The sequence below is a fragment of the Pelodictyon luteolum DSM 273 genome, from assembly GCF_000012485.1.
In the GTDB taxonomy this organism is placed as follows: Bacteria; Bacteroidota; Chlorobiia; order Chlorobiales; family Chlorobiaceae; genus Chlorobium; species Chlorobium luteolum.
The window spans coordinates 1,735,757-1,750,663 of sequence record NC_007512.1; the positions used below are offsets into that span (position 1 = coordinate 1,735,757).

General features: G+C 57.3%; 17 protein-coding genes and 1 riboswitch. Of the genes, 11 read left to right on the plus strand and 6 right to left on the minus strand.

Annotation, left to right across the window (positions count from 1 at the left end):
* The first annotated feature begins 48 nt into the window (after positions 1 to 48).
* Positions 49 to 1,068 (plus strand): GTP 3',8-cyclase MoaA, encoded by a 1,020-nt coding sequence (gene moaA, locus PLUT_RS07995; protein ID WP_011358273.1) that lies wholly within the window; start codon positions 49 to 51, stop codon positions 1,066 to 1,068.
* A gap of 1 nt (position 1,069) precedes the next feature.
* On the opposite strand, the gene PLUT_RS08000 is transcribed toward moaA, so the two are convergent.
* Positions 1,070 to 1,510, minus strand: coding sequence for an MOSC domain-containing protein (locus tag PLUT_RS08000; RefSeq protein ID WP_011358274.1), 441 nt, complete (start codon positions 1,508 to 1,510; stop codon positions 1,070 to 1,072).
* A gap of 160 nt (positions 1,511 to 1,670) precedes the next feature.
* On the opposite strand from PLUT_RS08000, the gene PLUT_RS08005 reads away from it, so the two are divergent.
* The gene (locus PLUT_RS08005; RefSeq protein WP_041463876.1) at positions 1,671 to 2,123 is read left to right on the plus strand and encodes a DUF4395 domain-containing protein; all 453 of its coding nucleotides are present in this window, start codon (positions 1,671 to 1,673) and stop codon (positions 2,121 to 2,123) included.
* A 492-nt stretch (positions 2,124 to 2,615) separates the two neighbouring features.
* Here the strand turns inward: PLUT_RS08005 and PLUT_RS08010 are convergent, their stop codons facing one another.
* The gene (locus PLUT_RS08010; protein ID WP_011358277.1) at positions 2,616 to 3,767 is read right to left on the minus strand and encodes a trans-sulfuration enzyme family protein; all 1,152 of its coding nucleotides are present in this window, start codon (positions 3,765 to 3,767) and stop codon (positions 2,616 to 2,618) included.
* Positions 3,768 to 3,924: 157 nt separating this feature from the next.
* Positions 3,925 to 4,059, minus strand: a riboswitch (SAM riboswitch).
* Positions 4,060 to 4,503: 444 nt separating this feature from the next.
* Between PLUT_RS08010 and PLUT_RS08015 the strand changes: the two genes are divergently transcribed.
* The 8 genes from PLUT_RS08015 (at position 4,504) to PLUT_RS08050 (ending at position 11,858) form a co-directional block, all read left to right on the plus strand.
* Entirely contained in the window at positions 4,504 to 5,793 is a 1,290-nt protein-coding gene (locus tag PLUT_RS08015; protein WP_011358278.1) for an O-acetylhomoserine aminocarboxypropyltransferase/cysteine synthase family protein, read from the plus strand.
* A gap of 37 nt (positions 5,794 to 5,830) precedes the next feature.
* A complete protein-coding gene (locus PLUT_RS08020; protein WP_011358279.1) occupies positions 5,831 to 6,475 on the plus strand; it encodes a response regulator transcription factor in 645 nt (214 codons plus the stop codon).
* Positions 6,476 to 6,603: 128 nt separating this feature from the next.
* Positions 6,604 to 7,557 (plus strand): cysteine synthase A, encoded by a 954-nt coding sequence (gene cysK, locus PLUT_RS08025; RefSeq protein WP_011358280.1) that lies wholly within the window; start codon positions 6,604 to 6,606, stop codon positions 7,555 to 7,557.
* 45 nt (positions 7,558 to 7,602) lie between these two features.
* Positions 7,603 to 7,800, plus strand: coding sequence for a hypothetical protein (locus PLUT_RS08030; RefSeq protein ID WP_157858169.1), 198 nt, complete (start codon positions 7,603 to 7,605; stop codon positions 7,798 to 7,800).
* Positions 7,801 to 7,946: 146 nt separating this feature from the next.
* The gene (locus PLUT_RS08035; RefSeq protein ID WP_011358281.1) at positions 7,947 to 8,954 is read left to right on the plus strand and encodes a sulfate ABC transporter substrate-binding protein; all 1,008 of its coding nucleotides are present in this window, start codon (positions 7,947 to 7,949) and stop codon (positions 8,952 to 8,954) included.
* A gap of 101 nt (positions 8,955 to 9,055) precedes the next feature.
* Entirely contained in the window at positions 9,056 to 9,889 is an 834-nt protein-coding gene (gene cysT / locus PLUT_RS08040) for a sulfate ABC transporter permease subunit CysT (protein ID WP_011358282.1), read from the plus strand.
* Between the two features lie 19 nt (positions 9,890 to 9,908).
* Positions 9,909 to 10,778, plus strand: coding sequence for a sulfate ABC transporter permease subunit CysW (gene cysW / locus PLUT_RS08045; RefSeq protein ID WP_011358283.1), 870 nt, complete (start codon positions 9,909 to 9,911; stop codon positions 10,776 to 10,778).
* A gap of 6 nt (positions 10,779 to 10,784) precedes the next feature.
* The gene (locus tag PLUT_RS08050; protein WP_011358284.1) at positions 10,785 to 11,858 is read left to right on the plus strand and encodes a sulfate/molybdate ABC transporter ATP-binding protein; all 1,074 of its coding nucleotides are present in this window, start codon (positions 10,785 to 10,787) and stop codon (positions 11,856 to 11,858) included.
* Here the strand turns inward: PLUT_RS08050 and PLUT_RS08055 are convergent.
* The gene (locus PLUT_RS08055; protein ID WP_157858170.1) at positions 11,846 to 12,262 is read right to left on the minus strand and encodes a hypothetical protein; all 417 of its coding nucleotides are present in this window, start codon (positions 12,260 to 12,262) and stop codon (positions 11,846 to 11,848) included. The two genes, PLUT_RS08050 and PLUT_RS08055, sit on opposite strands and share 13 nt — an antisense overlap.
* Between PLUT_RS08055 and PLUT_RS11775 the strand changes: the two genes are divergently transcribed.
* The gene (locus tag PLUT_RS11775) at positions 12,261 to 12,401 is read left to right on the plus strand and encodes a hypothetical protein (protein ID WP_157858171.1); all 141 of its coding nucleotides are present in this window, start codon (positions 12,261 to 12,263) and stop codon (positions 12,399 to 12,401) included. The genes PLUT_RS08055 and PLUT_RS11775 overlap by 2 nt on opposite strands.
* On the opposite strand, the gene PLUT_RS08060 is transcribed toward PLUT_RS11775, so the two are convergent.
* The 3 genes from PLUT_RS08060 to PLUT_RS08070 are packed head-to-tail and all read right to left on the minus strand — an operon-like array spanning position 12,398 to position 14,890.
* A complete protein-coding gene (locus PLUT_RS08060) occupies positions 12,398 to 12,655 on the minus strand; it encodes a hypothetical protein (RefSeq protein WP_157858172.1) in 258 nt (85 codons plus the stop codon). The genes PLUT_RS11775 and PLUT_RS08060 overlap by 4 nt on opposite strands.
* Positions 12,642 to 13,094 carry a precorrin-2 dehydrogenase/sirohydrochlorin ferrochelatase family protein gene (locus PLUT_RS08065; RefSeq protein WP_041463880.1) on the minus strand — a complete coding sequence of 151 codons (453 nt, stop codon included), beginning with the start codon at positions 13,092 to 13,094 and terminating at the stop codon, positions 12,642 to 12,644. Before PLUT_RS08065 ends, PLUT_RS08060 begins: the two co-directional genes overlap by 14 nt.
* Complete coding sequence (locus tag PLUT_RS08070) at positions 13,091 to 14,890, minus strand: GTP-binding protein (protein ID WP_011358285.1); 1,800 nt, start codon at positions 14,888 to 14,890, stop codon at positions 13,091 to 13,093. Before PLUT_RS08070 ends, PLUT_RS08065 begins: the two co-directional genes overlap by 4 nt.
* Positions 14,891 to 14,907 lie beyond the last annotated feature (17 nt).

A 14,907-nucleotide genomic window follows, 5' to 3' on the forward strand; every position in this document is an offset into this window, starting at 1 on the left:
ATCTTGTCTCCTCATCACCAACTCTGAGGAAAGAGGAAACACGACCGATTGAGCCGTACCGAACAGAACATCCCCCAGCTTGAAGACCGTTTTCAACGCCGGATCACCTACGCACGCATAGCCCTCACGCGCCTATGCAACCTCCGCTGTTCCTACTGCATGCGGGAGGAACATGAGAGTGGAACGGCAGCCGCCATGATGAGCTTCAGCGAAGTAACAGCCATCATCCGGGCCCTCGCGGCAATGGGGATAAAGAAAGTGCGCCTGACCGGTGGCGAACCGCTCCTTCGCAACGACATTTCGGACATCGTCCTTGCGGCGAAACAGACACCCGGAATTGAGAAGGTAACACTCACCACAAACGGACTTCTGCTCGACCGCCATCTTGACCGGCTGCTTGAGGCGGGCATCGATGCCATAAACATCAGCATCGACTCCCTGCAGCCTAAGCGATATCAAGCCATCGCTCGCCGCGATGAGTATAGCAGGGTGAAGGCCAACCTTGACCGGCTGATCGGTATCGGAACCGTTCCGGTGAAAATCAACGTGGTCATGCTTCGCGGTGTCAACGACGACGAGCTCGGGGACTTCATCGAACTGACCCGACAGAATCCCGTCACGGTGCGGTTCATGGAGCTTCAGCCGTTCGACGACCACCAGATATGGCGTACGGGCAAGTTCCTCGGTATGGATAAAATCCGGGAACGCATCTTCAGTCTCTATCCTGAAATGGAAGAGCTGCAGGGATCGGGAACCCAGTATTTCAGTTTCCGGCTGCCGGAACATAAAGGATCCACAGCCATCATCCCCGCCTATACGCGGAACTTCTGCAACCGCTGCAACCGCATCCGGATAACAGCCGGAGGCACGGCCATGAGCTGCCTGTACGAAAAGGAGGGGGTGGACCTCCTGCAGGCCCTGAGAAATGAAGCAGGAACGGATGAATCCCGAAAGGAAGCACTCATGCATTGCTTGAGAGAGTGCATTCTCCACAAGCCCGAAGACGGCAGGAAGGTCAAGGATGCCGGCAGTTCAGCCGGCACGAGCATGTCGGAAATCGGAGGGTAGGCTATACTGCGGCTTTCGTGAGGCTCATCCCCGCCTCGACACTGCCGCCTTCCATGACCCTGCAGAAAAGCCCCTCTTTGGGCATAATGCACTCCCCTGTCGCCACCTGTATGGGGCAACCGCCGTTGTGGCACTCCTTGCCGATCTGAGTGATCTCCAGCACCACCCCGCCCTCCACCATGAGCCGGTCGCCGACAGCGAGAGCACAGAGATCGATTCCACGCGTCACGATGTTCTCGGCGAACATCCCGTGGCTGAGTTCCGGCATTTTCGTGCGCATCCTGTCCACGCTCTCACCGGCAAGCAGTGAAACCTGGCGGTGCCAGTCACCGGCATGTGCGTCACCCTCTATTCCCCAGTCTTTTTTGAACTCGGCTTTTTCAACCGGTGACTTCAACTCGCCCTTTTCCCTGCTGACGCAGACCGCCTCGATATGTCCCATATTCACTTTTACCTGTAGCAATTGTTTTGCGCTACGGCCACGTTCCCGTAATCCGCTCTGCATAAATCTGACTGGAAAATACACACAAAGTTATTTGGAAAACATGAAAAATTATATTAACAATTGTTAAGGGATAAAACAGATCAATGAAAACAGATCAATGAAACAGACCGAACCACAACAGGGCATCCCGATGCCCATCGTCACCTTGAACCGCGCCATCCTGCTGGCAGGCGTCATCCTTGCCGGCGCATTCCAGCAGCCGCTCATCACGACGGCACTCTTCCTCATCATTCTGCCGGCGGTACTGGCGGGCAAAAAGGCAAGTATGGTGTTCATCCTCGGCTCAAGGCTTTTCGCATCCAGCATTGAAGGCGCCGCAACCGAAAGCGCGAAACTCATGCGTTTCAACAATGCCATTGCCGCCATACTGCTCGGAGGAGCACAGGTGGCGTTCCTCGCAGGAGCAACTATGGCGGGGTGGGTCCTATCAGGTATCGTCGCCCTAGCCGCCGGAATCGCGCTCTGCGGTTTCTGTTTCGGCTGTTTCCTTTTTTACCGTTTCAATCTGGAACGACATAAACTTTCGATGAAACTAAACCGGCAGTTATAATACTGAAAGTCGGATAAGACGTACTCGATCAGCAGACCACTCTCAGATAGTCCATGAACAGACGGCCTAAGACACCACTGGCCCGGTATCTTTTTGAGCCAGCAAAGCACCTTGCTCTTTCAGCTTCCGCTCTCTTCAGGCCCTGAGTCCATTGCCTTCCCCGCAAGTTGTCAGGATAGCATGTACAATTTGCGGGGGGGCGTGCCCCATCCCCCCCCTTCTTCACGGCGCCCCCCTCTCTCTTTTCAAGCACTCGATAATCTACCGGCACCATGAAGGGAGCCATATCCTGATTGCTGACGAGGGCGAAACAGCTGAAGGATTTCTTCGCTTCGGCAATGGCCTTGTCGTTGAAGCTGACCCTACATTGTCAACCACAACCGCTTTGCGAACAGACTTTGTGATGCGTTGTTCATGGATAGCGGCGGGCTGGTTGATTCGAAACCAGGCCCTCGGACTCATCGGGCACGAAGGAGGAATAAACGACATGATTCATCCCCGTGAATGAGGTGTTAAAGCCAGAGCGAGATCGCAAATAAGGTCGTCGGGATCCTCGATTCCCACCGAAAGCCTGATTACGCCGTCGGTGATACCAACCTCAGCGCGGTGTTCGGCACCCATCGATGCATGGCTCATGGTAGCGGGATGCTCGATCAGCGACTCGACTCCGCCGAGGCTTTCAGCAAGGGCGAACAGCTTCGTTCCCTTCAGGACTCGGTTCACCTCCCCGATGCCTCCGTCGAGCTCGAAGGAGACCATGCCACCGAACCCGCGCTGCTGCTTTTTGGCAAGTTCATGCTGAGGATGGGTCTCAAGGCCCGGATAGAAAACGCGGGCGACCTTCGGGTGGCTGTCGAGGAATCGGGCGACAGCCATTGCGTTGCGCTCATGCTCCTTCATGCGTGGAACCAGCGTCTTGATGCCGCGAAGCACCAGCCAGCAATCGAAAGGCTGGGCACAGGTTCCGAGGGTGTTGACCAGATATTTCAGCTTTTCATCGATCTGCGAACTGTTGGACAGGACCGCACCACCGACAACATCGGAATGGCCGTTCAGGTACTTGGTGGTCGAATGGACCACTATGTCGGCACCGAGCCTGAAGGGTTGCTGGTTGTAGGGAGACAGGAAGGTGTTGTCCACGATCGAGAGCAACCCGTGCTTCCTCGACAACGTCGTTACCGCCTCAATGTCGACAAGGTTCAGTAGCGGGTTCGACGGAGTCTCGATCCAGATTGCCCGGGTCTTTTCATTGATGTATGCCTCGATGCCAGCTGAATCCCTGAGGCTGATGAAATGAACCCGGATCTCGAAATGCTCCTGGATGGTCTTCATCAGCCTGGCCGTGCCGCCGTAGCAGTCGTTTGTGCAGATGATCTCGTCTCCGGCATTGAAAAGGTGCATCACGGTAGCGATGGCCGCCATGCCGGTGGTGACGGCCACAGCGCATGAGCACCCTTCAAGCGCGGCGATGCTGTCTTCAAGGGCTTTCCTGGTCGGGTTGCCGCTCCTGGTGTAATCGAATCCCTTGTGCTTGCCGATATCCTCGAACACGAAGGTCGAGCTCTGGTAGATCGGCGTCATGATGGCACCATAGGCCTTGTCCGGGGCAACGCCGGCATGGATTGTATCGGTCTGGAAACTCATGGCAATTCCTCCGTTCATTATTGTTGAAATATCGGGCGCAAACGGAAAAGGAAATAAAAAAACCCCTTCCCTGATGAGTGAGGAAGAGGTATTTGGAACTTATGCCTGGAGCCGCCCCTTGAGAGGGCCATTTCCCGGCGATAGTCAGACTCTATATCACTCATCTTTCCTCGTCTCGGCAACAAATCGATCATGAATACGTGGCCGGAGGTAGAATGCGGCACCGTGTCCCTTGCGGGATCGGTTGTCAAGGCATCATCGGGTCTATTCCCTCAGCCTTTCTTGATGACTGTCAATGCAGACAAAGAACAGTTAACAATTGTTAATGTACACGGAAAAAGCATACGAGTCAAGACGGAAACACACATTTTTTGCATATAAGTGGATGTCCCCTCCGAAAAAAGAGTTTTGAAATCCCGGAAAAAATAACATTTTTTAACAATCGTTAACAATGCGCACGAAAAAAGGATGGGCATCTCAAACAGCATCACAATGACTGGAAACCACCGGTGCTGCATCTGTTTGCGCCCATTTCCCGCGCTTCTGATTCACGTTCCAGGTCTGCGAACTGATTCATGAGGCCGGTCCTGCATGTCAGCGCCGGCTTTTTTCGTTTCAGCCGTACAGCATACAGATAATCAATTGTTCAAAGAATCCCGGGCCATGTCGACATCGGTGTCGTAGAACACACTGCGATTTCACAAAACAAGAAACAGCAACTCACCGAACTTCACCAATGAGCAAGAAACCCTACCAGTTCGAGACGCTGGCGCTCCATGCCGGCCAGGCGGTCGACGCTACCCAGTCGCGCGGCGTGCCGGTCTACCGCACCAGCTCGTATCTCTTCAAGAACACCGAGCATGCGGCCAACCTCTTCGCCCTCAAGGAATTAGGCAACATCTACACCCGACTGATGAACCCGACCACCGACGTGCTCGAGCAGCGCGTCACGCAGCTTGAGGGCGGCGCCGCTTCGGTCGCTCTGGCCTCCGGCACCTCGGCCATCTTCTACACCGTCATCACGCTTGCCGAGGCCGGCGACAACATCGTTTCGGCCAACAACCTCTACGGCGGCACCTACACCCAGTTCGATGCCATCCTGCCGAAGCTCGGCATCGATGTGACCTTCGTCGATCCGAAGGACCCCGCCAACTTCGAGAAGGCCATCAATGAGAAGACCCGGGCGCTCTACATCGAGACCATCGGCAACCCCGTGCTCGATTATACGGACGTGAAGGCGATTGCCGAAGTTGCGCACCGCAACTGCCTGCCGCTCATTGTCGACGCCACCTTCACCACCCCATACCTGCTCAAGACCATAGAACTTGGCGCCGACATCGTCATCAACTCGCTGACCAAGTGGCTCGGCGGCCACGGGGCCGGAATCGGCGGCATCATCACCGATGCCGGGCGCTTCGACTGGAAAGCCGGGCGCCATCCGCTCTTCACCCAGCCTGACGCCAACTACCACGGACTCTGCTGGGGCATTGACCTGCCGGAGCCGCTCGCCCCGATCGCCTTTGCGCTCCGAGTCCGCACCGTACCGCTCAGGAACCTTGGTGCCTGCATCTCTCCCGACAACTCCTGGCTCTTCATCCAGGGTATCGAGACCCTGCCGGTCCGCATGGCGCGCCACTCCGAGAACGCGCTGAAGGTAGCCGAACACCTGAAGGCCCACCCGAAGGTCGCCTGGGTGCGCTACCCCGGCCTGAAGGACGATCCGTCTTATCCGATCGCATCACGGGACCTGAAGCACGGATTCGGCGGCATGGTAGTCTTCGGTGTGAAGGGCGGATACGATGCAGCGGTGAAGATCATCGACACGATCGACCTGTTCTCCCACCTGGCCAACGTCGGGGATGCCAAGAGCCTGATTCTGCATCCTGCCAGCACCTCGCACAGTCAGATGACAAAGGAGCAACAGGCCCAAAGCGGGCTCACTTCCGACCTCATCCGCCTCTCGGTAGGCATGGAACATCCGGACGACCTCATCACCGCACTCGACGAGGTGCTGGCGAAGGTTTGATCGCAACAGATGTAAGTAAAAGAAGATGGTGAACGACATGAAACCGAAAGGTTCGATACTCATCGCCGATACGCAGTTCCTCACCACCGAAGCGCTAAGGTCAATGCTTGATGCCGAGGGGTACGGGATGAGTGTAGTCCATACCCGCACTGAGCTGTACGAATACCTGAAGGCCAACGAACCCTCGCTGATCATCACGGACTACATCCTGTTCGATTTCAGGTCGATCAACGACCTGCGGGAACTCGGGGAGCTGCATGATGGCTCCCCCATCCTGGTGCTCTGCAACTCGGTGAACCAGATGCAGATCAAGGAGCTGAACCAGGCCGGCATCAGGAACATCGCCCTCAAGACCGACGACCGGACCGAGCTGCTCCAGTCCGTCACGACCGCCATGAAGGGCAAGAAAGCCTATTCCGGCAGCGTGCTCGACATCCTCCTCAAAGAGGATGGACCCGCCGAAGACGCCTGCCTGCTCACCACCTCCGAAATCGAGATCGTCAGGCTCATCTCGACCGGACTCACCACCAAGGAGATCGCGGTGAAGAAGCATGTCAGTTTCCATACCGTGACGACCCACCGCAAGAACATCTTCCGGAAACTTGGCGTCTCGAGTAGCCCTGAGCTGATGATGTTCGCCATCAAGGCCGGGCTCATCTACAACATCGAATACCATATCTGAACCCCTCTGCCATACCGGCCCTACCCTTTTTACGGTAGACAAAATACCGCAACAGCGGGATTTCAGGCGCCAGGCATGATGACGATATTCATAAAGTTTGAATTTCCGTCACCAAAACACCGGCACCCATGGCACGCATTGCAAAAAAACTCACCGACCTGATCGGCAACACCCCGCTCCTCGAGCTCGGCAACTTCGGGCTGGACCAGCAGGCGCTCGGCACCATCATCGCCAAGCTCGAATACTTCAACCCCGGCGGCAGCGTCAAGGACCGTATCGGTTTCTCGATGATCGAGGCTGCCGAGAAGGACGGTCTGCTAACCAGAGAGAGCGTCATCGTCGAGCCGACCAGCGGCAACACCGGAATCGCCCTGGCCTTCATAGCTGCCGCCAAGGGATACCGGCTCATCCTGACCATGCCAGAGACAATGAGCATCGAACGCCGCAACCTCCTCAAGGCCCTCGGCGCCGAGCTGGTGCTCACCCCAGGACAGGAAGGCATGGGCGGCGCCATACGCAAGGCCGAGGAGCTTAACGAGAGCCTGCCGAACGCATTCCTGCCACAGCAGTTCAAGAACCCCGCCAACCCCGACATCCACCGCAGGACTACGGCAGAGGAGATCTGGAACGACATGGACGGCAAGATCGACATCTTCGTCTCCGGCATCGGCACCGGCGGCACCATCACCGGCGTCGGCGAGGTACTCAAACAGCGAAACCCGAACGTAAGGATCGTGGCCGTCGAGCCGACCGAATCCCCGGTGATCTCGGGCGGAAAACCCGGCTCCCACAAAATCCAGGGCATAGGTGCAGGCTTCATTCCCGATATCCTCAACCAAGGGGTAATCGACGAGATCATCACGGTCAGCAACGAAAACTCCTTCCGCACTGGTCAGGATCTGGCCCGCACCGAGGGGCTGATCGTCGGTATCTCCTCAGGCGCGGCCGTCTGGGCAGCACTCCAGCTGGCCAAGCGCCCGGAAAACAGCGGCAAGCGCATCATCGTCATCCTGCCCGATACCGGCGAACGCTACCTCTCCACCCTCCTCTACCAGTTTGAGAATGAAGCGACAGCAATTTGAGCGAATCAAGCCGTCACAATCAGGGGACCAAAGAGGATAATGGACATGAACACTCAACAGTACGAGACGACCAATACCCATCCGTCTCCGGAGAATCAGGCAAATCCCGCAAGCATACGCTTAAAGCTGGCCTGCCGGTTCGCATTCCTGCTCCCCGGATCAGGAGAGTGCCGAACACTCTCCACCGAGGAAAAGATCATCGCCTGCATGGCGAAAAAGCATCCAACCCTGTTCATCAGCTGAAAAGAGACGAGGCTTGCCCGTATCGAATACCATGTTTGTGGTATTTGCGTGGTACGGAAAAAGGCATTGTCTCTCAAGACAGCCTTATTTACGAACGTTCAACCAGACACACCCAAGACGATGAGCTCCATGAAACACACTTCAGAATGAAAAGCACCAGATTCTCCGTCGGCCTCGCGCTCTTCAGCAGCCTGCTCTACTCGACCGCACAGGCTACCGCTCCTGCCGGAGCAACACTGCTGAACGTCTCCTACGATCCCACCAGGGAACTTTACCAGAGCGAAAATGCGGCATTCGCCAGCTACTGGAAGCAGAAGACCGGCCAGGAGGTCACCATTAACCAGTCGCACGGCGGCTCCGGCAAGCAGGCCCGCGCCGTAATCTACGGCCTCGAGGCCGACGTCGTCACCCTGGCGCTGGCCTATGACATCGACGCGATCGCCGACAGCAAGCTCCTGGCGACGAACTGGCAGCAGCGCCTTCCCCAGAACAGCACGCCCTACACGTCTACCATCGTTTTCGTAGTCCGCAAGGGAAACCCGAAAGGCATCAGGAAGTGGGACGACCTGATCAAGACAGGCATATCGGTGATCACCCCGAACCCCAAGACCTCTGGCGGAGCGCGTTGGAACTACCTGGCCGCATGGGGTTACAAGCAGACGCAGACCGGATCGGCTGACAAGGCCAAGGCGTTCGTAAAGGCAATCTACAAGAATGTTCCCGTCCTCGACACCGGCGCCAGAGGTTCGAGCCTCACATTCACACAGCGAGGCATCGGCGACGTACTGATTACCTGGGAAAACGAGGCGCACCTTATTCTGAAGGAGTTCGGTAACGACAGGTTCGAAATCGTGGCCCCGCCGGTCAGCATTCTGGCCGAACCGCCGATCGCCATCGTCGATAAGAACGTCGACAGGCACGGTACCAGAAAGGTCGCCGAAGCCTACCTGAACTTTCTCTACACCCCGCAGGCGCAGGAGATCATCGTCCAGAACTCCTATCGCCCGCGCAATACGGCAACACTCAGGAAGCACGCATCGAACTTCCCGGCCATCAAGCTCTTCACGATAAAGGACCTGTTCGGCACCTGGCGCCAGGCTCAGAAGACACACTTCAGCGACGGCGGCACTTTCGACCAGATCTACACGCCCTGATTCCCAGATACTTTACCCATAACCGAAGGAAAGCCCTCAACGAAACGGGACAGGGAAGATGTCCTGTTTCGTTGAGGAGCGTTCAAAGATCTCAATACGCAATGCCGCCGTTCAACCGCAACAAACGACACATCCTTCCGGGATTCGGCCTCTCGATGGGCTACACGGTCTTCTACCTGTCGGCCATCGTCATCGTTCCGCTCGGAACCATCGTCGTCAGCGCCATCAGGATGGATCCGCAGGCATTCTTCTTTACAGTGACATCCCCGCGGGTACTCGCATCCTATAGCCTGAGCATCTCAACCGCCGTCTTTGCGGCACTCTTCAACGCCCTCTTCGGATTCCTGACCGCGTGGACACTTGTCCGCTATCGATTTCCTGGCAGGATGGTGCTTGATGCCCTGGTCGACCTGCCCTTTGCGCTCCCGACCGCCGTGGCCGGCATCTGCTTCGCAACACTCTACTCGCCGGTTGGCTGGATCGGCCAATTCCTCGACAAAACCGGCATACAGGTCATCAACGCACCATCCGGCATCGTCATAGCCCTGATCTTCATCGGCTTCCCTTTTGTCGTCCGGACGCTCCAGCCGGTCCTTGCAGAACTGGAGCCTGAAATGGAAGAGTCTGCCCAGAGCCTTGGTGCAACCCGCTGGCAGACCTTTCGCAGGATTCTGCTTCCGCATCTGTTCCCCGCGCTACTCACGGGCGTAACCCTCGCATTCGCAAGAGCTATCGGTGAATACGGCTCGGTGATCTTCATCGCCGGCAACCTTCCGTTCAAGACAGAGATCGCCCCGCTTATGATCATGTCCAAACTCGACCAGTTCGACTACGACGGGGCCTCAGCTGTCGCTCTCGTGCTGCTCCTCATTTCCTTTTCGATGCTCCTCGTCCTTAACGCGGTGCAACGTTGGCAGCAGAAATCCTACCGGTAACTTCCCGAGCCATAATAACATGCAGACGAACTCCGAAACAGCGCAGCAAAGCCGCACGCCACTGACACGGAACGATCCCCCGACGATCCAGGCCGTCCTGATACTGCTGACGTTCCTGTTCTTCGCGAGCTTCATCTTAATACCTTTGGGATTGGTCTTCGCTGAAGGATTCAGGAAAGGCGCCCAGGTCTACCTTGAGGCCATCCGCGAACCGTTCGCGCTTGCCGCCCTGAAGCTCACGCTTCTGACCACAGCCATCGTGGTACCGGTTAACGCGATATTCGGTGTGACGGCGGCATGGGCCATATCGAAATTCACATTCAAGGGTAAGTCCACGCTCTTCAGCCTGCTCGACCTGCCCTTCGCGGTCTCGCCGGTAATCGCCGGCCTCATCTTCGTGCTTCTGGTGGGCAGCAGGACCAGCTTCGGAGCCTGGCTCGGGGAGCACGGCATCAGGATCATTTTCTCGACGCCGGGCATCGTCATCGCCACCCTCTTCGTCACCTTCCCGTTCGTCGCGCGGGAACTCATCCCTCTCATGGAGGCTCAAGGCCGTGAGGAGGAGGAGGCAGCCATCACCCTCGGGGCGAGAGGCTGGCATGTGTTCACCAGAATCACCCTACCCAACATCAAATGGGGCCTCATGTACGGCATGATCCTCTGCATGGCGCGCTCTATCGGTGAATTCGGCGCGGTCTCCGTTGTCTCCGGCCACATCCGGGGCATGACCAACACCGTCCCGCTGCACGTCGAGATTCTCTACAGCGAATACAATTACACCGCTGCGTTCGCAGTCTCATCCATCCTTGTACTCCTAGCTCTCGGAACCGTAGCAATCAAGGCCTTGATGGAGATGAACGTGCACAACCGCCAACACTCCCAACACTGACCTGCCATGAGCATCGAGATCAAAAACGTCACCAAGAAGTATCCAGGATATACGGCCCTTGACGACATCACCCTAAAGGTGCAGACAGGCGAGCTCATCGCCCTGCTCGGTCCATCGGGCTGCGGCAAGACCACCCTGCTCAGAATCATCGCCGGTCTGGAAACGCCAGACGCGGGAAGCGTCCTGCTCGGGGATCGCGATACGACAAACCTGCAGCCAAGGGAGAAGAACGTCGGGTTCGTCTTCCAGCACTACGCCCTGTTCCGGCGGCTGGACGTGTTTGAGAACGTCGCCTTCGGCCTCAATGTACGGCCCTCGGGCTCCCGTCCGTCGAAAAGCGAGATCCGCGACCGGGTCGAGTACCTGCTCAAGCTGGTGCAGATGGACTGGGCGATGAAGCGCTATCCCTCCCAGCTATCAGGGGGCCAGCGCCAGCGCGTGGCTCTCGCCAGGGCGCTCGCGGTAAACCCGAAGGTGCTACTGCTCGACGAACCATTCTCGGCACTAGATGCCAAGGTGCGCCAGGAGCTTCGTCGGTGGCTCCGTAAACTGCACTACGATATCCACGTCACAAGTATTTTCGTCACGCATGACCAGGAAGAGGCGCTCGAACTCGCCGACCGGATCGTGGTAATCAACAAAGGGCGGATCGAGCAACAGGGCTCCCCGCAGGAGGTGTATGACCATCCGGCCAACGCCTTCGTCTACAACTTTCTTGGCAATGTCAACGTGTTCCACGGTCGAGTGAGAGAAGGGAAGATACTGGTCGGCGAAAAACTGCTCGAAGCAGGCCCTGCTTCCGGAATCCACGAAGCTTTCGATGGGCAGGCTTTCATCAGGCCGCATGAAATCGGCATCAGCAGGATCCGCAGCAGCGGAAATGACCTTTCCGGATTCATCCGGGACATCCGGCTCATGGGCGGCCAGATCGGGCTCGCACTTGAAACAAAAGCCTTCGACCAGCCGATCGAGGCCGAGATCACGCGGGAGGCCTGGCACAACCTGCAGCTGTCGAAGGGAGACGAGGTTTTCATCACCCTCGACCGCCTCAAGGTCTTCAGCGGAGACTATGAGATCTGATAGAATGGTCTGCAAGCAGGTGTGGGGAGATCAACCAGGTCTATGATGCGAGCTACATCGGAAGCGCTGAGAAACGCTGCAGTTTCCTGCCCATAGACATACACCCTGAGCATCGAAGGGATCCCGCCGAAAAGTTCCAGCGCCTCGCGGGCGTCACGCAGTCTTTCGAGCACAATGCCATCGAAAAGCGACAAGGCCACACCCAGCTTCAACGAATCGCCATACCTGAGGGTGCAGGGCGGAACGATTCTGACCGGTACAAGGCAGCTCAATGGGCGCAGACCCGCATAAAGACCGATGAACGGTTCTGGTACATGCCCTGCAGTCCGGCCAACGATGGCCAGAAGCGGCAACGGAGGTGTGTCGTCCCCCTCCCACCGTGACCATAGTGACCGATTCGTCATGGAAACATGCCCGACTTACAAGCGCGACAGGGACCTCTGCATCGAACCCACGGTCAAGCAGGTAGGCCATCTCTTCGCCACCACGTCCGAAAACAATGGGATCGCCCCCCTTCAGCCGCACGACGACCCGGGGGGTTAGCGCAGCCTGGAATAGCTGATCATTGATCCAATCCTGTCCAGCGTGGTGACACTTTCATTGCGCTTGCCTACATAGATGCACTCCGCATCGCACCGGTCGAGAATGGAGGAATCGATCAGGTCATCGTAGAGGATGAACGAAGCCACTTTCAGCACGGCGCCGGCCCTGAGGGTGAGGAAGTCGGCACACCACGCCCCGGCGCCAACGAGGTATATCCTGCCCCGCATATCGCAATGCAGGTCAGTCGCGGTCATTGGCGTCTCCGAAAAGCAGCTTGACCCTGTCCCTCCATTCGATTGCTCTCCTGACGTCGGCACCCCCTGATGATACAGCTACCGTCATGGCGCCTTGCCGGTAAATTGCCGGGGAAAGGAAATCGCAGAGGCTGGGATCATCCGGCGTGTTGATCAGGATGCCCCTCGCGTTTGCTGCACATTTTAGCCTGGCGTTCGATTCCCGTGCTTCGTCGCAGGCGTAGGTAAGCCATATACCATCAAGGTCTTCATCCCGCCAGCGGCGAAGTCGGCAGTCCGCTATGCTGTCGACGATCCGCTCGTCGAGCGATTCGCCGACAACCGTAAAATCTGCACCGAAGCGCTTCAGGAGTTCGATTTTCTCAAAGGCGGCAATCCCGCCACCAACGACAAGGACCCGTCTGTTTTCAAGGTTGATGCAGACCGGGAGGCAGTTCATATCTGGTAGTCGTCAATGACCTCTTTCCAAAGAAGCAAATCGGCAATACGGCTGATCTCATTGGCAATATCATCGACCGAAGGGAGGATGACGTCCGGTGTCGTCCGATAGAAACGGTTTTCGCCGACATTGACGACAAGAATCTCGTTCGGTGCGTTCAAAAGCTTCAGCGACTCGATGTCGTAATCATCAGGATCATCGATGACCGTAATGAAAATGAGGCCGGCATCGGTCATGATACGCGCCAGTTCACCGATCCGGCGGAGTTTCTCCTCGGCGCCTCCCTCATCGGATCGAAGGTCGGCCTCAAGGCCGTGTTCAATAGCCGCCATGCCGAGGTAATAGGTGCTGTAGCGGTTTCGGAAAAGCATACTCTCCAGCTCCTTGGCAAGGGCACGTTTGCCTGTAAGCGGCGGTCCGACGATGACGATGAACTTCGCGCGGTGTCGGTGAACCCGCTCGCGGTCGACGACGAGCACATTGCCGTTCTCCCAGTGTCGCTCCCGGTCCCGGATATGGCGTTCGAGGATGCTCTCCCCCCCGGAGAGGTTCTCCAGCACGATGCCCCCGCCTGCGATTTCGTAGTTATCCACGATGACGAAGCGCCCTGTCGCTTCACTAGTCGATGCCAGATCGAAGGCAATCGGCCTCGTGGTCTCCAGGATGCACTCGCCGACGTCTCTGTTGTCAAGCTGCTGCTTGGTGCGGCTCAGGCGGAGGTCGGAGGCATCGAGGGTGCTCAGAATGCCAGCGAGCCGCACCGTGGCGTGCGCCGTGCCGAGCTTCAGTTTGTACTCCTTCTCAGTGGACATGGGCACGCGGCCGACCCAGAAGATGTTTGCCCTGAAACGCGCTCCAACCTCTGGCTGCGGGTCATCCGGACGCACCATGAGCTCGCCAGGCCGGATGTAGATCTGGGTAGCGAGGGTTACGCCGACCGCTTCGCCGGCTTTGGCCGAATGCTTCACCGCGGTATTGAAGGATTCGACGGAAGCGATCGATGAGCGTTTGCCGGATGGAAGGAAAAGCACTGCGTCCCCGATGTTCACGGAGCCGGCTTCGATTGTGCCGGCCACGATGCGCCGGTCATCGCCGGACCCAGTGAATTTGTAGACATCCTGCACCGGGAGGCGGAACGGCTTGTCCCTCAGCCCCCCCCCGGTACTGAACCGATCGAGCTGGGCGAGCACTGTCGGGCCGTCATACCAGGGCATGGATGCTGAAACCGCTGCAATATTGTCACCCTCGCGCGCACTGACCGGGATGAAGCCGAGCGGTTCGACGTCGATCTGCCTCAGGTAGGCCGTGTATTCGGCCTTCAGCGCGTCGAAATCGACCTGCCGGTAGCCTGCAAGATCCATCTTGTTCACCAGCACACTGACCTGTTTCACCCCGAGCATGGCAACCATGTGGCCATGGCGGCGCGAATTCTCCTGAATGCCCTCATGCGCATCGATGACGAGGAGCGCCGCCTCAGCTCTTGAAGCACCGGTCACCATATTCTTGAGAAACTCGATATGGCCGGGAGCGTCAATAATGATATAGTCGCGTTTCCGTGTATTGAAAAAGCAGCGGGCCATATCGATGGTGATCCCCTGCGCCTGTTCGTCCTTGAGCGCATCAAGAAGAAATGCATATTCGAACGGCTTGTGGTTCCGCCTGCACGACTCCTTCACCGCATCAAGTTTCCCATCGGGAAGCGAGCCAGTATCAGCAAGGAGCCTACCGATAACCGTGCTCTTCCCATGATCCACATGGCCCACAATGACGATATTCATCTGTTCCTTTCCATTCATGGCAGAGTTCCCCTATC